At 35.2% G+C, this 20,882-nt stretch carries 25 protein-coding genes and 2 pseudogenes; 8 read left to right on the plus strand and 19 right to left on the minus strand.

Features of this window, described 5'->3' with window-relative positions:
* Positions 1 to 138: 138 nt before the first annotated feature.
* The 6 genes from IQ236_RS10785 to IQ236_RS10810 form a co-directional block, all read right to left on the minus strand.
* Entirely contained in the window at positions 139 to 897 is a 759-nt protein-coding gene (locus tag IQ236_RS10785; RefSeq protein WP_193869251.1) for an LmeA family phospholipid-binding protein, read from the minus strand.
* A gap of 219 nt (positions 898 to 1,116) precedes the next feature.
* Positions 1,117 to 1,899 carry a DCL family protein gene (locus tag IQ236_RS10790; protein WP_193869252.1) on the minus strand — a complete coding sequence of 261 codons (783 nt, stop codon included), beginning with the start codon at positions 1,897 to 1,899 and terminating at the stop codon, positions 1,117 to 1,119.
* Positions 1,900 to 1,928: 29 nt separating this feature from the next.
* On the minus strand, positions 1,929 to 2,219 hold the full coding sequence (locus IQ236_RS10795) for a type II toxin-antitoxin system RelE/ParE family toxin (RefSeq protein WP_193869253.1): 291 nt from the start codon (positions 2,217 to 2,219) through the stop codon (positions 1,929 to 1,931).
* Positions 2,216 to 2,446 (minus strand): addiction module protein, encoded by a 231-nt coding sequence (locus IQ236_RS10800; protein WP_190515266.1) that lies wholly within the window; start codon positions 2,444 to 2,446, stop codon positions 2,216 to 2,218. The genes IQ236_RS10795 and IQ236_RS10800 overlap by 4 nt, the downstream gene beginning before the upstream one ends.
* A gap of 59 nt (positions 2,447 to 2,505) precedes the next feature.
* Complete coding sequence (locus IQ236_RS10805; protein ID WP_193869254.1) at positions 2,506 to 3,120, minus strand: pentapeptide repeat-containing protein; 615 nt, start codon at positions 3,118 to 3,120, stop codon at positions 2,506 to 2,508.
* 22 nt (positions 3,121 to 3,142) lie between these two features.
* Positions 3,143 to 4,558, minus strand: a complete 1,416-nt coding sequence (locus IQ236_RS10810; RefSeq protein WP_193869255.1) for a DICT sensory domain-containing protein — start codon at positions 4,556 to 4,558, stop codon at positions 3,143 to 3,145.
* A gap of 260 nt (positions 4,559 to 4,818) precedes the next feature.
* Between IQ236_RS10810 and IQ236_RS10815 the strand changes: the two genes are divergently transcribed.
* Together IQ236_RS10815 and IQ236_RS28185 are read left to right on the plus strand one after the other, a co-directional pair.
* Positions 4,819 to 5,841, plus strand: a complete 1,023-nt coding sequence (locus IQ236_RS10815) for an adenosine deaminase (RefSeq protein WP_228041549.1) — start codon at positions 4,819 to 4,821, stop codon at positions 5,839 to 5,841.
* 183 nt (positions 5,842 to 6,024) lie between these two features.
* Positions 6,025 to 6,813: a calcium-binding protein gene (locus IQ236_RS28185; protein ID WP_193869256.1), complete on the plus strand. Its 789-nt coding sequence runs from the start codon at positions 6,025 to 6,027 to the stop codon at positions 6,811 to 6,813.
* Here IQ236_RS28185 and IQ236_RS10825 read toward each other — a convergent pair whose 3' ends face one another.
* Positions 6,814 to 7,908: a sensor histidine kinase gene (locus IQ236_RS10825; protein WP_193869257.1), complete on the minus strand. Its 1,095-nt coding sequence runs from the start codon at positions 7,906 to 7,908 to the stop codon at positions 6,814 to 6,816.
* 161 nt (positions 7,909 to 8,069) lie between these two features.
* The gene (locus IQ236_RS10830; protein ID WP_193869258.1) at positions 8,070 to 8,357 is read right to left on the minus strand and encodes a hypothetical protein; all 288 of its coding nucleotides are present in this window, start codon (positions 8,355 to 8,357) and stop codon (positions 8,070 to 8,072) included.
* A 228-nt stretch (positions 8,358 to 8,585) separates the two neighbouring features.
* Here IQ236_RS10830 and IQ236_RS10835 point away from each other — a divergent pair, with 228 nt between their 5' ends.
* From IQ236_RS10835 to IQ236_RS10845, 3 genes are all read left to right on the plus strand, one after another.
* Positions 8,586 to 8,837: a type II toxin-antitoxin system RelN family antitoxin gene (locus IQ236_RS10835; protein WP_193869259.1), complete on the plus strand. Its 252-nt coding sequence runs from the start codon at positions 8,586 to 8,588 to the stop codon at positions 8,835 to 8,837.
* Positions 8,838 to 8,906: 69 nt separating this feature from the next.
* Positions 8,907 to 10,286, plus strand: coding sequence for an AAA family ATPase (locus IQ236_RS10840; protein ID WP_193869260.1), 1,380 nt, complete (start codon positions 8,907 to 8,909; stop codon positions 10,284 to 10,286).
* Positions 10,286 to 10,822, plus strand: coding sequence for a hypothetical protein (locus IQ236_RS10845; RefSeq protein WP_193869261.1), 537 nt, complete (start codon positions 10,286 to 10,288; stop codon positions 10,820 to 10,822). Before IQ236_RS10840 ends, IQ236_RS10845 begins: the two co-directional genes overlap by 1 nt.
* 73 nt (positions 10,823 to 10,895) lie before the next feature.
* On the opposite strand, the gene IQ236_RS10850 is transcribed toward IQ236_RS10845, so the two are convergent.
* From IQ236_RS10850 to IQ236_RS10880, 7 genes are all read right to left on the minus strand, one after another.
* Positions 10,896 to 11,117 (minus strand): type II toxin-antitoxin system HicA family toxin, encoded by a 222-nt coding sequence (locus IQ236_RS10850; protein ID WP_193869262.1) that lies wholly within the window; start codon positions 11,115 to 11,117, stop codon positions 10,896 to 10,898.
* Complete coding sequence (locus tag IQ236_RS10855; protein WP_193869263.1) at positions 11,114 to 11,320, minus strand: type II toxin-antitoxin system HicB family antitoxin; 207 nt, start codon at positions 11,318 to 11,320, stop codon at positions 11,114 to 11,116. The genes IQ236_RS10850 and IQ236_RS10855 overlap by 4 nt, the downstream gene beginning before the upstream one ends.
* A 5-nt stretch (positions 11,321 to 11,325) precedes the next feature.
* Positions 11,326 to 11,595: a type II toxin-antitoxin system RelE family toxin gene (locus tag IQ236_RS10860; protein ID WP_193869264.1), complete on the minus strand. Its 270-nt coding sequence runs from the start codon at positions 11,593 to 11,595 to the stop codon at positions 11,326 to 11,328.
* Positions 11,588 to 11,872: a type II toxin-antitoxin system prevent-host-death family antitoxin gene (locus tag IQ236_RS10865; protein ID WP_193869265.1), complete on the minus strand. Its 285-nt coding sequence runs from the start codon at positions 11,870 to 11,872 to the stop codon at positions 11,588 to 11,590. Before IQ236_RS10865 ends, IQ236_RS10860 begins: the two co-directional genes overlap by 8 nt.
* A 359-nt stretch (positions 11,873 to 12,231) precedes the next feature.
* On the minus strand, positions 12,232 to 13,836 hold the full coding sequence (locus IQ236_RS27715) for an HNH endonuclease (RefSeq protein ID WP_228041554.1): 1,605 nt from the start codon (positions 13,834 to 13,836) through the stop codon (positions 12,232 to 12,234).
* A gap of 89 nt (positions 13,837 to 13,925) precedes the next feature.
* Complete coding sequence (locus tag IQ236_RS10875; protein ID WP_193869266.1) at positions 13,926 to 14,267, minus strand: type II toxin-antitoxin system PemK/MazF family toxin; 342 nt, start codon at positions 14,265 to 14,267, stop codon at positions 13,926 to 13,928.
* Positions 14,251 to 14,436, minus strand: coding sequence for a hypothetical protein (locus IQ236_RS10880; RefSeq protein WP_193869267.1), 186 nt, complete (start codon positions 14,434 to 14,436; stop codon positions 14,251 to 14,253). Before IQ236_RS10880 ends, IQ236_RS10875 begins: the two co-directional genes overlap by 17 nt.
* A 434-nt stretch (positions 14,437 to 14,870) precedes the next feature.
* Here IQ236_RS10880 and IQ236_RS10885 point away from each other — a divergent pair, with 434 nt between their 5' ends.
* Positions 14,871 to 16,139, plus strand: coding sequence for a tetratricopeptide repeat protein (locus IQ236_RS10885; protein ID WP_193869268.1), 1,269 nt, complete (start codon positions 14,871 to 14,873; stop codon positions 16,137 to 16,139).
* Positions 16,140 to 16,169: 30 nt separating this feature from the next.
* Here the strand turns inward: IQ236_RS10885 and IQ236_RS10890 are convergent, their stop codons facing one another.
* Positions 16,170 to 18,071 (minus strand): nuclease-related domain-containing DEAD/DEAH box helicase, encoded by a 1,902-nt coding sequence (locus IQ236_RS10890; protein WP_193869269.1) that lies wholly within the window; start codon positions 18,069 to 18,071, stop codon positions 16,170 to 16,172.
* A 233-nt stretch (positions 18,072 to 18,304) separates the two neighbouring features.
* Between IQ236_RS10890 and IQ236_RS10895 the strand changes: the two are divergent.
* Positions 18,305 to 18,544 (plus strand): annotated as a pseudogene (locus IQ236_RS10895) (hypothetical protein); the annotation flags it as partial.
* Positions 18,545 to 18,551: 7 nt separating this feature from the next.
* On the opposite strand, the gene IQ236_RS10900 reads toward IQ236_RS10895, so the two are convergent.
* The 3 genes from IQ236_RS10900 to IQ236_RS10910 form a co-directional block, all read right to left on the minus strand.
* Positions 18,552 to 19,280, minus strand: coding sequence for a hypothetical protein (locus IQ236_RS10900; protein ID WP_193869270.1), 729 nt, complete (start codon positions 19,278 to 19,280; stop codon positions 18,552 to 18,554).
* A gap of 259 nt (positions 19,281 to 19,539) precedes the next feature.
* A complete protein-coding gene (locus tag IQ236_RS10905; protein ID WP_193869271.1) occupies positions 19,540 to 19,956 on the minus strand; it encodes a type II toxin-antitoxin system VapC family toxin in 417 nt (138 codons plus the stop codon).
* Positions 19,946 to 20,161: a hypothetical protein gene (locus tag IQ236_RS10910; protein ID WP_193869272.1), complete on the minus strand. Its 216-nt coding sequence runs from the start codon at positions 20,159 to 20,161 to the stop codon at positions 19,946 to 19,948. Before IQ236_RS10910 ends, IQ236_RS10905 begins: the two co-directional genes overlap by 11 nt.
* Positions 20,162 to 20,309: 148 nt before the next feature.
* Between IQ236_RS10910 and IQ236_RS10915 the strand changes: the two are divergent.
* Positions 20,310 to 20,882, plus strand: a pseudogene (locus IQ236_RS10915) (bifunctional aconitate hydratase 2/2-methylisocitrate dehydratase); the annotation flags it as partial.

The following is a 20,882-nucleotide window of genomic DNA, read 5'->3' on the forward strand; positions in this document are numbered from 1 at the left end:
ATCTTTTCAGGTTTCAAACGTTACTGTCAAGATGAAAGTCGGGAAGAACAGTTGCTTTTCCCGACTTCAAACTCAAACCGATTTTCTTTAACAACTCTCCTCCGACAATTGAATGTTTAACAATAAACCAACAACGGTTTAGCTTTTCTTTCCTTTGGGAAATTGGTTGATTTGGGCAGACCCATAAAAAATCAGAGAATTGTTTTGAATTCGCAGTCGATCCACCTTTAATTGGGTTCCATCTAAGGCGAATTTGTCAAGATCTAATAAATCATTGACATGGTTCACCAAAGCTTGACTCAGGTTAATAGCCTCCTGATTTCCACTATATTGAACATCGACAAATCGGATTTTTTGACGGTCTTGCACCTCCACTTGAGTTGTAAAATCAACTTGAACAGGTTCCTGTGAATTTCCGAGTAGAATTTCGGATTGAATTCGCAGGGCTTTTTCAGGAGTAATCGTCATTAAAGTTTTAGTAAACTTTAAGGGTTCTCCCTGATATTGAAGGCGCTGAAGTTTTTCGACGACAAACGGGGTATTAAAAGAGTCCGTTAAGTCTTCCTCGGTTAACACCACCCGTAAACTCGCTTGAGTGGGTTGTCGTAACTTCACTTGACCTGTAAAAATGGCGCTGAAATCAATAGACACCGCTTGCACATAGAGTTCCATGACGGCAATGCGGAGGCCGTTGTACATCAGCATCCCGTTTCCGATGAAATCAAAACCATCGACGCTTCCCTGCAATAGCTTGGCTACAGGTTCCGCCCGAACGTTGGCTTCAATTTTTTCAGAACGCTTGAACAAAGCCGCGATCGCAGTCCCGACAGCCTTGCTGACAAGGCGATCGCCACTTTGAGTCTGAAAAGAAGTGCTTCCAAACAAAGCCTGTACCATTCCTATGCTCTCTAGCCGACTTCCCTATTATAACTTTTTATGAAGTTTTGTAAAAATTAGTAATGCTTATCGCACAGATAAAGGAGTGCCAATCAATAGCTGATATCCTGAAAAGCCTAACAGTGACGCAACCCGTTTGAGGTCATAGAGGCATCTTCAGGAATGCTAATTATCAAGCTGGCTATGGGACGAGGGCGATCAAGTCGCTTTTTTAATGTTTTAACTTTCATATTCTGTTCGCTCCTGACAAGTTGCTTCTAAAGTGCTGAAGTCACTTATGATTTCCGTAGGAATCAACACAGGATTACGGATCTTCAGAATTCTCTGAGATCCTCCAAGACTAAGATTTAGTTCAGCTTTAATAATCCTAAGTTTTGCCATTTTATGATGATATTGTCGAAATTTATCCTTTAACTCTATATCAATAAGAGTTGTTTGAAATTGTGCATCCTCAGCCATCGACAACATTTCAGGTTTTATTTCAATATTATTAGCACCAATAAAAGTATTCACAATAACCTCAAATGTATATGGTGTTTTATGGTCAAGATGGCTCTCATAGATAGCTACCTTATCACCAGTAATATCGCATTCAACTCTTCCATCCTGATCAGAAAATTTTTCAAAGAATTGTTTCTTGATTCTCCGAAGATCATCTTGAACAGCAGCACGACAAGCCTCTAAAAACTCTTGATAAAGAGACTTTCCTTTCGCAGAAATTGCTGTTCGATAAGAAAAGTCAGTTTTTGAACCATCGTTTCTTTCTATCCAAAAGCAACTTGTTGGCATATCTGTTCTATCTTTGTAGAAACGCTTTACACCACATCCAATTTTTTTATCTGCTTCAGGATGGCGCTCCAGAAGAGCCAGCAACATACCGTGAGCATCACCTGCTATAGTTTGACCATTTTGATAGGATTCCAATATATTCTTGAAGTATTCAATAGCATCTTTCTGGAATTTGAACTCTATTCCATTGAGAACAATTGGTTGTCTTGCCATGTAAACTCCATATTAGTTTTCTACGACTATTATTTGCGGTTTTTCCAATACCCCGGCTCTCGACTGCAATGGGTCACGGCTAGAATCAAAATGTAGTCTTGCTCAATCGTATAGAGGATGCTATAGGGAAATTTGCGCGTCAAACATCGCCGAACATCTTCGTCAAATTTAGCCCAGCGAGTTGGAGATTCCTTAATTCGATAAACTGCATCCTCAACAACATTAATAAATGCCTGTGCTACTTCAGAACTTTGTCCTGCATAGTATTGGACAGCTTCAGCATATTCAGCCAGTGCTTCAGGGTGAAAGACATACTTCATGGGTCAAGCAACATCCTGACTTGAGCTAAGGCTTCATCCCCTGGAATGGCTTGCACAGCACCGCTTCGGATCTCGTTACGTCGTTTATGGGCTTCAGATGTCCAAGCTGCCTGAATCTTTGGATCAGTATCGAATTCTAAACTTTCTGCGAGTTTTTCTGCCAAAAGTGCTCTTGATGCACTAGGGAGAGATAAAAGCTCTTCTGTGAGTTGTTCAATTGACCGCATAGCTCCTCGCCAATTGCTTAATTATGAGCATAATTTAACATATTTTAGACTAGAAACCGTCAACCTTTTATTAACGTTGTTCCTTCCAAACAAGCACCCTCTAAAATAACACCTAAAAATACGGTTTGTTCAACAATGGCACAAAGTAAATTAGCGCGTTCTAAATTTGTTCCTCGGAGAATCGCACCGGATAAATTAGCTTCTTCTAAATCAGCTTGAGATAAATCTGCTCCTGATAAATTTGTATTTCTTAAATCCGCTTGACATAAAATTCCTTGCGATAAATTTACACCGCGTAAATCAGCACCCCGGAAATCAATTCCACTTAAATCTATATTTCCACAGGTTGCGCCCGTTAAAAATGCGCCAATAAAACTCGCTTCTTGTACTTCTGCGTTGATCAGAATTGCTCCTCTTAAATCCGCATTTCTGAGGTCTGCTCCTTGCAAATTTGCCCCGGATAGATCAACCCCTCTTAAGTTAGCTCGAAGTTGCGCTCCTTGTAAATTAGCACCGGATAAATTAGCGCCGGATAAATTAGCGCCGGATAAATTCACCTCAGCTAAATTAGCTCCCGATAAATCTACACCGGATAAATTAATATTACTGAGGTCTTTAATCGTTCCTCGCTTAATAGCATTGAGATCAACAGATGGGGATTGAGTCATAGTCATAAAAAGTGATGATTTAAACGGGTTAAACTTTAGATTCTGTTTGAGATTTAGATTTTGAACTTAAGGCTTCCTCTAACCAAACGTTAGGTAATTGGCTGGGTTGAGTTGGTAATTGGATTAACCCAATTTCAGCTAATTTTACAACATTTTTCAAGCATTCAACTAATGCCGGATCAAACCGAGTTCCACTTAACTCCTGACATTTTTCTACCGCCTCTGTTAAGCTATGGGCGTGGCGTTTTCCTCTAGGGTGAGTTAAGCTTTGAAAATAAGCAACTAACCCTAAAATTCGAGCTTTAATATTAATCTCTTCTGCTTTTTGTCCATCAGGTTTACCACTGCCATCCCAATATTCTAACTGATGGGCGACCACATCTCGAATGATTCCTAATTCTGGCATTGATTCTAATAATCTTGCCCCAATTAATGCCCGTTCTGACCAAAACTTTCGAGTTGCATCATCCATTTCTTCTGGGCTTTGAGTAAACACTTCATCCGGTGCAGAAGATAACCCAATTCGATATAATAATCCGGCTAATCGTAACCGCCTTAATGTTACTGTAGGTAGATCTAAAATTTGTCCAATGGTTTCTGATAATGCTGCGACTTGTAAGGAAGCACAGGGGTTATTTTGATCTCGTTCATCAACCCGTTGCGCCATTCTTAAAAACGCTTGTAATTTATTACCAGTAATATTGCGACTGATTCGTTTTGCTTGTCCTTCTAATTCCCATAATTCACGGGTTTGGCGGTTAACAGTAATCAGTTCTTGTTGAGAAGATTGTAAATAACTGACAATCCGAGAAACAACTCCGGTTAAATCAGGAACTTGATGATAAGGTGTCGCTATAATTTCCTGATATTGTTGCAATAAACGCTCTGCTAATTCAGAATTATAGGGTCGAAAACGCTCAATTAAAATTCTAGCAGATTCTCGAACTAATTTTTGATCAAATGTCCATAATCCATAAAATTTTCGTTCTGTATCAGTTGTGGGTTTGCTATGAGCCGGATATTCATCGGGCATTAATTCATGGCATAATACCATTGTCGTATAACTTGGAGCTAAAATAATTAAATTCCACTCCATGACCAAACTATCAGAACGGTCTAAATTAATTAAAGAAACATTTTCTAACTGTCCGGTACGATGGGTCAAAAACCCACTATCTGCAACGGCGCTAATCACAACATGACGACAAGATTGAACCAGATCAAAATAGCGATCAGCTTCTTGAAGATACCATTTTCCCTCCTGAAATGTCACTAACACCAGAGGTTGTTGCTCTGGAGGTGCATCACTATTTTGCAAAATGTGATCTTCAAGTGCATGACAGAGTGCAACTAGCGTATTCTTGAAATAGACACCATAACTAGAAGGCAGTTGACCATCCGAAAGGGAGGCTTTAAGCTGATTGAGCGTGGATTCTGGATTCATTGGCAAACGCGAGTCCCGACTATTCCTTAAATCTTAACTGCTATGGGCAGAATTATAAAAGTAAATAGCTAAAAATTTTCATTTTCTCGTCGAGATCGCCCAGGATTTAGGATAGGATCAATCCATCAAGGATATTACAGCTTTTAAACCCCTCCGCGTTTTCTGTTTAATTTTGCCTTGATCTGACTTAACAAGAGAAAAAACAGGAATAGGGTGGAAAAATACTGTCGATTTTTACTGAAACCATAGGGAAAGTAGACATGATTACTGAGTTTATTCAACAGATTCCTAAAGCCGAATTACATATTCATATTGAAGGGTCGTTAGAACCGGAATTTATGTTGAATTTTGCTGAACGAAATCAGATTAAATTACCCTTTGCTTCGGTGGAGGAAATTCAACAAGCCTATCAGTTTAAAGATCTACAATCTTTTCTGGATTTATATTATTTGGGTTCTAGGGTATTATTGACAGAGCAAGATTTTTATGATTTAACTTGGGCTTATTTGGAAAAAGTAGCTTGTCAAAATGTCCGACATACTGAAATATTTTTTGATCCTCAAACCCATACACAACGCGGAATTCCCTTTGAAGTTGTACTGTCAGGTATTGATCAAGCCTTACAAGCAGGACAGAAAAAATTAGGTATTTCGTCTCGGTTAATGTTATGTTTTTTGCGCCATTTAAGTCCCGAATCTGCGATGGAAATCTTAAAACAAGCGATTCCGTATCGAGATCAAATTATAGCAGTAGGATTAGATTCTTCTGAAAAAGGTTATCCTCCCTCACTGTTTAAAACAGTTTTTGAAGTCGCTAGAAATTTAGGCTTTTTAACCGTTGCTCATGCGGGAGAAGAGGGGCCACCAGAATATATTTGGCAAGCGATTAATGGATTAAAAGTTTCTCGAATTGATCATGGGGTTCGCTGTATTGAAGATCAGAATTTAGTAGAATATTTAAAGGAAAAACAGATACCTTTAACCGTTTGTCCCTTATCGAACGTGAAGTTAAAGGTTTTTCCAACTTTACAACATCATAATCTTAAGACTCTTCTGGCTTTAGGATTATGTGTTACGGTTAATTCTGATGATCCGGCTTATTTTGGGGGCTATATTCTGGAGAATTTTATCGAAACTCAATCCGCTTTAAACTTCAGTTTCCAAGAGATTTATCAATTAGCTAAAAATTCTTTTTTAGCGTCATTTTTAGGGGAACAGGAAAAGCAAAATAGAATTGATGAGTTAGACCAATTTATGCAACAGTTTACACAAAAATTAAGTTAAGCTGTTCAGGGTCTAAATTTGATCCAGCTTAATTTCCTACAGCCCATATCCTATACTCGATCTCAATAGTCAGTTTTGAAATAGGCAGGTTATTGCTATTTTTACTTTTTTTGTAGTAGGATAATTTGTACTTTTTAAACAGAGCAATTTCTTTCGCCTTGATCTTTTACGGAGATTGGATTTATGACCCTGCAACCGAATTTTTCATCCCCATCTACTCCTGAACCTGTTGCAATGTCCACAGGTAGTACAACCTCCTTAGTAGGAGTTAATATTATTACAATTACGAATAAAGATGCTAATAGAAAGGGGGAATATATTGGAACAACTAACCCTGATTATATTGAAGTTTCTCCATTTCTAGCCCCCTTTGACTTTATAATTTATGGCTTAGAAGGTGCGGATACCTTATCAGGAGGTGCAGGGGATGATAGTTTATTTGGAGGGAAAGGAAATGACTCTTTAATTGGTTTAAATGGTAATGATATTATTCAAGGAAATATAGATGCAGATTATATTAATGGGGGAAATGGAGATGATTCGGTTTTTGGAGGACAGGGAAATGATACTCTTTTGGGTTCAGCCGGAAATGATTCCTTGGCTGGCGATAAAGGGGTAAATCAATTAACAGGAGGATTTGGAATTGATCACTTTGCTGTTCGTTTAATTGAGTCAGATAGTACGAGTTCAGCCTCGAATTTTATTCCCGAAAATGCGGATGTGATTACAGATTTTACCCCCGGAGAAGACGTGATTGTCGTCAGTGGTGTTCCTTCCTTTGCTCAACTCAGTTTAGTTTCAATTACCCCTGAAGCTGTCCCAGGAATATTCCCTAGTATTGAACGTACCCTCGGTGGGGGAACCTTAATTGAAGTTCAAGCGACGGGTCAAATTATCGGATTTTTAGAAAATATTGAACCCCAGCAATTATTAACTTCTTCGTTCCTATTTTTACCAACTTCTTTAGGTTAGTTAATCGGTAAAATCTGAACTATTGGTTTCTCCATCACTTAAGGGTAAAAAGATCTCAACGATAGTTCCTTGATTTTTTCCGGGACTGACTAATTGGATTTTACCTCCCATCATTTCTACTAAATTTCTGGAAATGACTAATCCTAGTCCCGTACTTCCTAAAGCATGGAGTCGGGATTCATCTTCAACGACAAAGGGTTGAAATAGTTTTTCTTGAATTTGAGGGGAAATTCCAATTCCAGTATCTTTAACTGTAATGACTGCCATTTCTTCACTGTCTTGAGTGTCATTCTGAACAATAGAGCGAACTTCCGTGCTAATCGAAATACTCCCTCGATCTGTAAACTTAATAGCATTCCCAATAATATTAATTAAAACTTGTTTAAGTTTTGTCGGGTCTGCTTTAACTTTAATTCGGTGAGAATAGTCTTGTTTATAAAGGCGTAATCCCTTCTGACGAATATTAGAAAATTGTAGATAAATTGCTGCTGTTAAACTGGCGTGTAAATCAATCGTTTTAATATCAAAGGAAACTCGACCTTCTTCAATTCGAGCTAAGTCTAAAACTTGATTGATTAATGTTAAAAGATGTAGAGAAGAATCATGAGCTTGTTCTAAAAGCTCTCGTTCTTCATCTCGATCATCACATAAATCATCTAATAACAATTGTAAGGAACCAATAATCCCATTCATCGGCGTTCTTAACTCATGGGAAGTTTGCCTCAAAAACTCATCCTTTCGATGATTCATCTCCTGCAAAACTTTATTTTTAGCTTCAACAGAACGATATTTGTCCCAGGTTATTTTAAGTTTTTGTTCGAGATCTGCTTTTTCAACCTGAAACTTTTCTTTCGTGGTTTGTAATAACGCCTCTAAAGCAACTTTTTCCAGCTTGAATTGTTGCAAATTTTGATAATAAATCAACGCCATTACAGAACTAAACAAAGCCACTAACACCGAAACAATCGGTATGAATGCTGTGAAGACTGGAAAACTGTGAGCAAAATAAGCAATAAGTCCCACTGCTATCACACCGACTATAGCAATTAGCACTCCTCGCTGTAGTTCCCTGGATTGTCTGAGCTTTTGACCCATAATATATTACACCCGTCAGTCGCTCCAAAGGTTGAATCTCAGCAACCCTTAAACTTACTTTTCTATTCTAGGTGACAAATTCCAAAGCGTAACCCATCCTGATCCGTCTGAAATTACCATTGTTCTAGCTGGGTTAGGAATTTTTTGATCTTTATTGCCAATCATAGCGTCAATGTCTGATTTCGACTGCTATAGTCTGGACAATTGATTGCGGCTTCAGATAAGGCGATTTTAGGTTGGACTGGACATTTGAGGTAATAGTTTCCTGTAAAGAAAATACAATTCGCACAGGGGATTTGGTGCATTTGCTTGGCCCGTCGCACCGTATCCCGCATCGCAGCACCGATACTCCAAACTATCAAAATCACAAATCCCCAAGCCAAAACAAAGCAAATGGGCACTAAAAAGGGTTGAATAATCTGAATTAGGATTCGTAACAGTTTCAACACAATGCTCCTCCTTCCGTTCATTATTTTAAATCTGATTCTAACCCAAGGAAAGCCGTTAATCATCCGTTGAACAACAAGGTTAATGGATTTTAAAGCATCAGGGTGAGAGTAGGAATTAATATCTATTTAACGTTTTATTTTTAGACAGCGATCGCGCTTTATAGTCTATCCTAATTTAATAAAATCTGCTATAATTAAATAGGGTTAACTCGTTCAGGAGATTCAATCATGCAAGCATTTGAAGTTATGGGAACTGTTGATGAAAACGGGCAATTAATTTTAGATCATCACCTTGATATTAATACACCGAGTCGGGTGAAAGTGATTGTTTTAGTTTCTCCACAGGATGAATCTGAATCTGATCCTGATGATACCCCTGTAGAAGAAATTAAAGCCAGTTTAAGACGAGCGTTACATGAAATGAAAACAGGACAAATAATTCCTTTAGAAAAAATCTGGGAGCGTATTGATACAGAATAATTTATTATGGGTTAAAAAATTAAAATTTGTGATACAATATTTGCATTATTTTAAAATTAAAAGTAACTTATGGCTAAATCAGTTAAAATGACTAATTCTACAAAATCAAAAAATGAAAAATTTGAAGGAATTACTAAAATATCTGTTGGTGGTTATAAATCTATTGCCAATCCATGCTCTATAGAAATTCAAAATTTAACGATACTTTCAGGAGCCAATAGTTCAGGTAAATCTAGTATTATGCAGCCCTTGCTCCTGCTCAAACAAACTTTGGAAGCAACTTATGATCCAGGGGCTTTATTGTTAAATGGCTCTAATGTAAGATTTACATCTACAGAGCAATTTTTTTCTAAACTATCTTCTACTAAAAGATATAAAGATTTTTTCGTTGAAACTGAAATTAATCAATCTAGTTCAATCAGATTTGAATTTTACAAAACAAGTAAAGGCATTGATCTAAAACAAATGGTTTATCAAGAAAAAGGTGAGCCAGAAACAATTTTACGAAAAGATATGACCCAGGAAGAGCGTAAGAATGTTTTACCCAAAGGATTTTTAGATAGCTATGAAAATTTATTCATTGATCTATTTAACAATATTTTTATTGAAATCACCCAAATTAGATGTTTCTTAGAAACTCAAGTCATCGCAAATGATGACAAAAAATCTCTGTCACCAATAATTTATAACTCTAGTAGAACCGGAGTATTTGAACAATCTATTCGTAGTATTATTCATGTACCAGGCTTAAGGGGAAATCCAGAACGGACTTATCCAGTAACAGCAATTGGGCAACAATTTCCTGGTACTTTTGAAAATTATGTCGCTAGTGTAATTAATAATTGGCAAACAACGAAATCTTCTAAACTTAAAGACTTAGCTAGATATTTAAGTATTTTAGGATTAACAGGTAAAGTTGACACTAAACAGATTAATGATACTCAAGTTGAAATTAGAGTGGCTCGACTCCCTTGTAATTTTAATCCTAAAACTAAATCTACAGAGATGGTTAGCATTGCTGATGTAGGTTTTGGTGTTTCTCAAACTTTACCTGCTTTAGTTGCTTTATTAGTTGCTGAACCTGAACAATTAGTTTACCTAGAACAACCAGAAATACATTTACATCCTCGCGCTCAAGCCGCCTTAGCTGATATATTAGTAGAATCGGCGAATAGAGGGGTAAGAGTTGTGATAGAAACTCATAGTGACTTGATTTTAAAACGAATTCAATCCTTAGTGGCAGAAGACAAAATTAAACCTGATAAAATTAAGTTACATTGGTTTACTCGTGATCAAGAAGGTTGTACAAATATAACAACGGCTGATTTAGATGAAGCAGGGACGTTTGGAGATTGGCCAGAGGATTTTAGCGAAGTTGATTTACAAGAAGAAAGTCGCTATTTAGATGCAGCCGAATTAAAACTCATGAATGAATCAAACTCGCTTTAATGAAGAATAAACAATCAAAATATTTAGTCATTGATGCTTCTGTTGCTCGTTCTTGTGGCGGAGAAGATGCTAAACATCCAACTTCAAAACATTGTCGTGATTTTTTAAACGCTGTGTTAGAAATATGCCATTCTATGGTAATGACGGATGAATTAAAAGTCGAATGGAATAAACATCAATCAACATTTGCTAGAAAATGGCGAGTTAGTATGATAGCCAGAAAAAAGTATAAATATTGTGAAAATGTAACGTTAAGTGAATTAAGGAATAAACTTGAAAATTTAGATATCACGCACAAAACCAGAGAAGCGATTTGGAAAGATATTTGTCTTGTAGAAGCAGCGATCGCTACAGATAAAATTATTATATCATTAGACGACAAAGTTAGAGATTATTTAGCCGAAGTTTCTGAAAATCTCCCTGAAATTAAAGTGATCCTATGGTTAAATCCTGACAAAGAATCTGAATCTATCAAATGGTTGGAAAAAGGAGCAATATTAGAAAATAAAAGACAAATTGGCTATCGTGAAGAATAGAAACCCGGTTTCTAAGAAGCGATCGCATTTTTCCCCTATGTCGCATCTCAAACCCCACCAAAAAGCGATCGCCTTATAACAATTCAATAAATTGATCTACCGTTAAACCTATACTTTTAATAATTGATCTTAATGTTCCTTTAGCTATATTTTGATGATTGGGTACAGTAACCTGAGAAAAAGGTGTGTCTTTTCTTAAAATAATATGACTTCCTTGTTGACATTTTTGATAATGACCAATTTTAGCTAAAGCTTTAATACATTGTTTTCCTAAAATATTGGGAATTTTACTCATAAAACAACTAATAAAGCATCAAATTTTTCTTCGGGAATTGGTAAATTATCTTCTTCCAATGCTTTAATATAACCATTAATTGCTTCTTTAATATTTTGTAAAGCAATTGCTTTAGTTTCGCCTTGGGAAATACAACCTTTTAAACTAGGACATTCGGCGATCCAATATCCGTCTTCATCGGTATAAAGTAATACTTGTCTCATTACTCTTATAAATTTTGATAAACTTCATCATCATTACGTTTACCAATTTTAAACACCTTAATTTTATCATCATCAATAATGTATAAAATTCGATATTCTCCTTGATCTACTCGATAACTTTCCTCAAAACCTTTTAATTTTTTATAATCTTGAGGAAAAGGATTTGTTTGCAGTGAAAATAATTTCATTGTCACTTGCTTATAATGTTTCAAAGGAAGATCATTTAAAGTTTTTAAAACTGATTTCTCCACTAACAACAAATATTCTTTACTCATCTTCCTCGCTCACAATATCTTCTAAAGTTAAACCTCTTTCTGCTAAAACTTGATCAAGAGTATAAAATTTGCCATTACTTTCAGCTATCGCTTGACGTAATAATTCGGAATCTCTAGCTTCTTCTAAATTTTCTAGCAATTTTAAATCAGCATAATTAATAATAGCTACTTTCCCTTTTCCTTCCCTCTCAATAATAATTCTTTCCCCTTCAGTTTCAGCTTTTTTTACCAATTCCAAAAGATCATTAAGGTTAGCAGTTTCATTAACTTTAATCATTAGTAATATCCTCAATATCAAAAGTGAACTACTATGATCATAATCTATAATCACCGATTTGTGCTATTTTCTCACCAATTCGTTATTGGGGACAATGATAGGAGGCTATAACGTCCAATCTTTAATCGACTTACAGAAACCGGGTTTCTGAGCGATCGCATTTTTCTCCTATGTCGCATCTCAAACCCGACCAAAAAGCGATCGCCCCTCAACTTCCCCTATAACGAGCGATCGCACTGTTCACTAAATCTTATTGATTAGGTTATAATAAGAATTCATTCCTTTAACCCAAAGCCTAATTTATTATGATTCAACATTTGTCAGCAATTTATGAAAATGGGTTATTGGGTATTTAAGCGTTAATCAAGACATTGTTTATCATGTTTTAGTAAATTTTTAATTTCTTCTATACTAAAAGGAGGGTTTTTTCTATGTATCATTGCATGACAATTAGGACAAACTGGACGTAAATCTTTAATCGGATCAACTTCATATTCTTGATTAATTTCCGATAAAGGTATTAAATGATGAACATGAATAAAACCTTGTCCTATTTCTCCAAAAATTTTCTCAAAATTAAATCCACAAACATAACAACCTGTTCCATAATATTCAATACATTTTTTACGAGCTTGATTATTTCTTTCATAACGATTTACAGTTATACTTTGTTTAGCACCTTCATAAAGATTTATGATTTCAGTTTCATCTGATAACTCTTCTGGAAATGTAAAAAAAGAGTTATTTAGATAATAGTCTGGTTGTGGAACAAATGTTTTTAAACAATTGCATAAGTATTTAATAATTTCAGGTTGGTGATTTAACTTGGATTTTTGATTGATTTTACTATATTTAGCACAGGCTTTTTTAATATAGGAAAAATGACAATTTTTAATAATATTCCAATCTTTAATATAGTCATAATTTTGGGAGGGATTATAATATCCATTTCTTGAAGGAACTTGGCTATAACTTGGATAATCATGATTATCCCATGTCCAAGTATCAGTTTTTTCCAAATAATCTTGATATTCTTTATTTTCTTCTAATATTTCATGATCTAGTGCCAACCAAATTCCTTGTTCTTCAATAGTTAAGACAATTAAATTTCCCACAATAAGCCTAATTTTATATTGATCAGATTTATAATAAATTGCCCACTTATCAGGGCTAATATTATGACAATATTGTATTATATCAACTAATATTTTTATAACATTATTTTGATATCCTAATAAACTATTAATTTTGTGTTCAAAATAACTTGTATTTTCCATATAAGGTTCTGGAATATCAAGAAAACTATCTTGGTTTTTAGTAATATATATATTAGCTAAATAATCATAAAATTGTCTCATTTCTGATTCTGATTGAGTTCCTAAATTTTTACCAAAACGATAACCTAGATTATTCCATGTCAGTTTTTTGAGAATACCTGAATTATAATTCTTTAAAGCAGCATTTTGCCATCCTATTTTAAATTGTCCCCATCTTCTACCATCAGGTAAACTTCGATCATCTATATCAAATTCTATTTGAGCCAAAATATGATCACATAATTGTTGTAAATGATTAATATTTGATTTGTCATTAACCCAACCTAATGCTTCTAAAGCTAGAGCAACTTCTTCATACATTTGCCAGTAAAAATTATTTTTATTGACATAACCACTGGATAAAATACTCCACCAACTATAATCCCCTGATTTACTTTGATTAGGTTTTAATCCCATTGCATCTGATAATGAATGCCCCAAACGACCATAAAGAGAATTAACAACTGGGCGACCGCCCTTAATCTCTGCTAATTCTGCAAGTTGTGTTGCTGTAACTATTTTATTAGGTGAATAATATTGCTTTTGTAGTAAACACAATTGATTCTTACTTATGCGTTCTTTTATATCCTTAAATCCTTGAATATATTCTTCTTTGGATGGCAAATTATCTAGCTTATAAATTTTCATTGTTAATATCGGGTCAATCCCAACCTCTGTAAATTACCAATTATTCTGTACTGGGTTTTATTCTGGGGTTCATGTGATATTTGCTGTCTTCATAAATTAAGAGATATTTTCAGAGCTAAATTTACTTTTTCAATCAATTCTGATGATAAAATACCTAATTTTTTTTGAAAGACAGCTTGATTTACAGTTGCTATTTTATCAGCCCTAATCAATGAACTTTTTTTAAGCCCAGTTAGCTGAAATTCGCTATCTTGATCAGAAACCAAAACCCAAGTTTCTCGTAAATTATCATCAGGTATTTTTGAGAAAATGCCTAAAATAATTACTTCTTCTCGATGAATAGCAATAACTAAAGCAGGCCTGAGTTTATTGTTTTTTAAATCACTAAACGGAAAAGAAACTAACCAAATCTCATTAATTTTCGGTTTCATTATTATAAATATCTTCCTCTGGATCATTCCACTCGTTAAAGCCTGTTTCTGCTAGTCTCATAAACTCTTTTATTTCCAGACTTTCTGTAATTTCTTCAATTAATTGTTTAATCTCATCTACGGGAAGCTGTAGAATCATTGCTTTAATTTTTTCTTGTGTTAAATTCATAAATTAGAATTCCTTTTTTGAATAAACTATTGACTTATTTGTTGTATAATCATATAACCTATGTGCAATAATTATTCTATTCAACATCATAGTCCCTAACTTATCTTTTCTCATCAATCCGTTTACCAGTAACTATTGTAATAGTTCCTTTACAATACAATAACAGAAAACAAGATATTATCGGAGAACACCCGAACCTATGCTAGAAGCATATCGTCAACACGCCGAAGAACGTGCAAAACTCGGCATTCCCCCCCTACCCCTATCCCAAAAACCATTAACGTTGAAAACGTCCTACTTCCCAAAGCCCAAAAATAGCCCAACTGTAGGCATCGAAAGAACTTCCAACCAGAAAATCAAAATTATGATTATATGGGCATATTATTATGATAGAATCGTAACTCTATTGTTTAATCGTTAAGAAAATTGTCAAAATGTTTGATCAAGATATAGAAACGGCAAAGAGTTTATTAGAACAAAAAAAATACGCTGAAGCCGGAAAAATATTTCGGCAAGTGTGGGAGCAAGGAGATAATAGCTATGCTGCCAGTCAATACTTGTACTGTTTACGCAAAGCTGGCTATCCTCAACCGGCGATTCAACAAGGTAAAAAAGCTGGTTTGCAATTTGAGAATAATACTTATATTCAACGAGAGTTAATTTGGGCGCATTATGATTTATTAAAAATAGCACAGGAGGAAGAAAATCTATCCAAAGTTATACAAATCGCTGAGACTATATTGGAAAATAAGCCAGAAAAAATGGCTTTAGAAGCAACAGTTTTAGGTGTTATTAAAATTGCTAAACAACAAGAACAGTGGCAAACGGTATCGGATTGGTGTGATCAAATTAATCCTGAAATAATTAGTGATAAGCAACCGCTTATTGGTGATCGAAAAAGTAAGTCAAATAAAGAGAAATGGTATTTTGCTAAAGTTAAAAGTTTAATTGAACTAGAATCTTGGCATCAAGCTCGTCGCTTTGCATTAGAAGCAGCAAAAATTTATCCTAAAGAAATCAATTTTCCCCGATGGGCAGCTTTAGGGTTAAAGAGTTTGGGAAAAAATCAGGATGCGATTGAAGAATTTAAACAATTAATCCTGAAATACCGAGAAGAATGGTATGTTTTTCAAGATTTATCTGATTTATATCAAAACACTAATCAATTAGAATTAGCTTTAAGATTTGCCTGTAAAGCAGCTTTAGCACATGGGGAAGATCACATTAAAATAACTTTATACCAAGAAATAGCCAAGATCGGATTATTGATGAATAAATTAGAGATGGCGGCGAGACATATTCAACTTTGCAAATCAATTCGTCAACAACAAAACTGGCGAATTAAAGCTAATTTAGAACAATTAGAGTTAGATATTGATCAAGCTTTTTCAGAACAAAATATGGAAAGGTTAGAAGACTGTGGTGAATTTAGTGATCTGCGAACAATCTGTCGTAAATATTGGCTAAAAGAAAGTTATCAAGGTTTGCCTCGTAAAAAAGGATACATTGAATCGATTCAACAGGATAAACCCTATGGGTGGATTCGTTCTGAAGATGGCGAGAGAGTATTTTTTTTACAAAAAGAATTGCCAAACTTTCTCAGAAAAGAAAAACTAAACGTTGATTTTGCTCTCGAAGAAAGTTGGGATAATTCTAAAAATAAGTTATCCTTCAAAGCCGTCAATATAAAGGTAGAAAAATAATTATTTTTCTACCTTGTTATTCTGAGTAAATCACTCTGAAATCATCAGGTCAAAATGATGACTTTCTTTCAATTTAGGCAACAGTTTAGCTTGTTGAGATGAAAAAATAAACAGATTTTCTTGAGTTCTAGTCATGGCAACATATAATTCTTTAGTCTTCCGCAGGGAGTCTGGTGTTCTCTTGATGCAATCATCAAACTGTTCTAACCAGAGAATTAAGACATTTTTAAATTCTAATCCCAAGGAAGAAAGACAAGTAATCATTCTAACTCCGGGTTGAGATTGTCTATAATTGGCTTTAGTTTTATCATTTTCTGTGATCCAATAAGTCTCTATTCCTAACTGATTTAATTGATAAATTAGACGACTTAAATAAGGCTGATTAACTTGTTTATAAAAAATGGCTATTTCAGTTTTAGCAAAGCCTTTTTTAATTAACTCCTGCACAGTTTTAATCACCGTTTCTATTTGTTTTTCTGGTGTAGATGTGACATAAATTTGCGGACGAGAACCACAACGAAGAGCAGCAGAAGGTTGAACAATTGGAAAAGTTATTTCATCGTCTTCTAACAGTTCATGTTTATCTCTCGCTTCATTCAATAGCCACCAAGCTGCGGTCATGACTTCCTGGGTATTTCGATAGTTTTTATCCAAATCAAATTTTTTGCTAATTGTTCGTCCTTGAGCTTTGATTCCAACATCTTTCCATTTAAAATCAGAACGCTTGTAAAGATTTTGACCTCCATCAGCAACAATCATTAAATCGCCGTTTTCACTATCCTTTAATGCTTTGATACAGCATTTAAACCAACTCGGAACAAAGGTATGAGCTTCATCAATGAGAATAGCATCCCATTTTTGCTCAGAACTATAAGACTCTAGTTTATCTAAAACTAACTTAGCGGTATATTCATCTCGATTTCCTTCGACTTTAGCGGGTAACTTTCCTAAAATAAACTTTGCCCAGCGATCAAAATTATTAACTTGTATTTTTTGATATTGAGGATGATTAACATCCTCATGGAGAATTGATCTTAAATAAGCAGCCAAACTAACATTAAAACAAAGAACTAAAATTTTAGCGTTAGGATTCTCTTTAATTAACATTTTGGCACGGGCTATTAATAAGAGGGTTTTTCCTGAACCTGCAACCCCAAAAAAGATGCGATGTCCTTCACCAATGCTTCTGGCTAAAGTTTCTTGCCTAGCATCTAGTGTTTGTAATATGATGTCACTAGGAATTAGAGGAAACTGAGGAGGTACGCTATTAATATTAGCGGGTTCAGTCCGAATTACAAACTCTGGGGAAATGATGCCTTTAATTGTGCTAATTTGATCTGGGGTTAAAGCTGGGAAAGGAAAGGTAACGGCAAACATTTGTCTGAAGCGGTTGAGCAAATTTTCCCCAGTAAAATCTGCTTTTTCCCAATCTAATAATTCATTTCGATAAGCAACTTGATCAAACGGTAATACAGAATTAAGATCAATTTTATTAGCTTGTTCATCAGTAATATTAGACATCAACACTCCCCATCCTATCGGGAAGGCTAATTTTCCTTGATAATCACCTACTGGTTGTGTTAAAATCCTAGATTTTTGAAGATCATTGAGTAATAAAATTGCATAATCTCTGGCTTGACGTAAAGGAGACTTGTGATTTTGTTCAGCCGTATAATCTTCTTGTTCAGATTTAATTTTAAATCGATCAGAATTGAATTCAAGAATATTATTGGGATACCAACCCTTGACTTCAATAACTAGCAAACCAAAATCAGGGGATAAAATAATAAAGTCTGGATAGCGCTTATTATTAATTGCAGGTTCATACCTGATATAAAAATTCTCAGGTAGTTTTTCGGCAAGTATGTCAAAAAGTCTTTTTTCTCCTTGACTGGCTTTAGCTGGAATTGATGAAGGTATAATGATAGCCATAGGTTAGTCAATAATAGAATAACAAACATCAACGGGTTTAAGTATCTTCCCCATCACAATTATAGATCAGATCAAGAAGAGATAGCTGGTCTTTCTCAAGGGAGTTGAGTCTCTGATTATTCCTCTATCCTCATTGAAGACAAAAACCGTTATCCCAGAACACTCTCACCCCCCTAATAGCGATAAACTAACGATAATAGCTAGAACATTGTCTTAGGAGAACACCCGAACCTATGCTAGAAGCATATCGTCAACACGCTGAAGAACGCGCTCAATTAGGCATTCCCCCCCTCCCCCTCAACGCCCAACAAACCTCGGAACTCTGCGAACTCTTGAAAAACCCGCCAGAGGAAGAGAAAGAATTTTTGATGACTCTGCTGAGAGACCGTATCCCTCCCGGTGTCGATGAAGCCGCATACATCAAAGCTGCCTTTTTAACTGCGATCGCTAAAGACGAAATCACCAGTCCCCTTAAAAATACTATAGTTCCCATTCCATAATTTCTTTCAAAGATTGTATCGCTTTTTGATCGGTAACTTTTGGCAATCGATTAGTAAAATAATTTTCGGTAATCCCCATAGAACTTGCTAAAGCTGGCTCCATACCATCAAGTAATTCCGGTTCTGTAGATACAAAAAACCAATCTCTATCCCAAAAAATTATATCAGCTAAAGAGTCTATGACAAATTCCCAATCCCTCATATCTTGTGATCTATATTTTTCTTCATAAAATGACTTAAATAAAGTAGTATCTTCTTCCTCATCTTGACAGTCAAGTAAATCTGGCATTATATCTTCAACAGCATCCCAAGCTATTTTACGATAAAAATAAGTGTATTCATCTTCTTGATTTTTATTTTCTTGATTTTGCCAATGTAGTTGATTATCGATTTCTTCATTAATCATTTGTTGTAGATATGCAAACGGATAAAATGCCGATGCTTCTAAAAGATGATCGAGTTCAGGCATGGGTACATCCTGCTTTAACAAAGCTTTTAAGCAAAAATTAATCAAGAAAATTTGCTGATTAAAACTTGCGCGATCCAAAAAACCATTACCTGTAGATACCCAAAGTTCAAATTCTTTTATATTATATTCCCAATTATTATAGACAAGAGTTGATATAAAAGAATCCTGCAAAATTGTTAAATAAAATTTTGCTTCAACTTGATCAAGAACTCGATCTCCCGTACTCATGTGCCAAACCATTAATTTGTTCTCCTATCTTTCCCGTAAATTCGTTTAATAGTAACTCTCATAACAATTTCAATTGTAAGCTAACATACTCAGTGTCTAATTTATCAAATTTATCATAATTCAACAAGTTTCACCAATTTATGAAAAAGGATGTGTTAACATTGGGTCAATCCAAACTTCAGTGAACTGCCAATTATTCTGTACTGGGTTTAGTTCTTGGGATAACGTGATATTGGTCATATTCATCTCTATTTTTATGATATATATAAAATCAACTTTTCTCTTGTCTCATCAACGCCTGAAAACCAGCTTGTACAAAATGTTGATCAAAGGTTAAAGCTTGAGTTACCTGATTTTCTTGCATCACTACAAAAGAAACACAATCAACTAAACCCCAAGATTTGTCTTGATGTTTTTTATATAAACTTAATGCTTTTTCAAATAAATCAGGATTTAAACGGATCACTTCAACGTCATCAGACACTAAAAATTTTTCTATTAGTTCAACGGCTTCATTTTTATAATGACTTGATAAAGCATTACCAACCTCTAAAAAAATCGCATCAGTAGTAATTAAAGGATAGTTTTCAAATTGTTGAGCTAATGCTAATGCTTTTTGATGATATTGATCCCGTTTATTAATTAAAGCAACCAGAAAAAGAGTATCAACAAAAATTTTAGTCCTCACTCACATCTCTCCCTAAACTCATGGCAATTTTAACCGAGAAATCTTCGGGAGCCTCAATAGATATTTTTTTTAATTCAGACATTAAACTGGTTTTTTTAACCGTACTTTCTGAACTACTTAATTGTTCAATCATGTCATAAACTTGATTAAGTTGTTCTTCTGTTAAATCCGCTATTTTTTCTTGAATCATTTTTTTTGTCACCATAGTAACTTCCCTCAAATAACTCTATCTACTGAAGATCATAATCCATAACTTATCTTTCCTCACCAATTCGTTTACCAGGAACTCCCGTAAACTTCCTATTACAATACAATAACTAAAATCAAGGTATTATAGGAGAACACCCTAACCTATGCTAGAAGCATATCGTCAACACGCTGAAGAACGCGCTAAATTAGGCATTCCCCCCCTACCCCTCAACGCCGAACAAACCTCGGAACTCTGCGAACTCTTGAAAAACCCGCCAGAGGAAGAGAAAGAATTTTTGATGACATTGCTCAGAGACCGTATCCCTCCCGGTGTCGATGAAGCCGCCTATGTTAAAGCCGCCTTTTTAACCGCTATTGCCAAAGACGAAATTACCAGCCCCCTGATTTCCCATCAAGGCGCCGTTTCTCTTTTGGGTACAATGGTGGGAGGCTATAACGTCCAATCCCTGATAGACTTACTCCAAGTTCGGGATGAAAGTATTGCTTCGGCTGCTGCTAATGCCCTCAGTAAGACGTTGTTAGTCTTCGACGCCTTCAACGATGTTCTGCATTTATCGGAAGTTAATCCTTTTGCTAAACAAGTCATTGACGCTTGGGCAGAAGCAGACTGGTTTATCGGACGTCCGCAACTCCCCAAAACCATTACCGTCACTGTCTTTAAAGTTCCAGGGGAAACCAACACCGACGACCTATCCCCCGCCCCCCATGCTACCACC

Origin of the sequence: Planktothrix mougeotii LEGE 06226 (assembly GCF_015207485.1) — a bacterium.
Taxonomy (GTDB): domain Bacteria; phylum Cyanobacteriota; class Cyanobacteriia; order Cyanobacteriales; family Microcoleaceae; genus Planktothrix.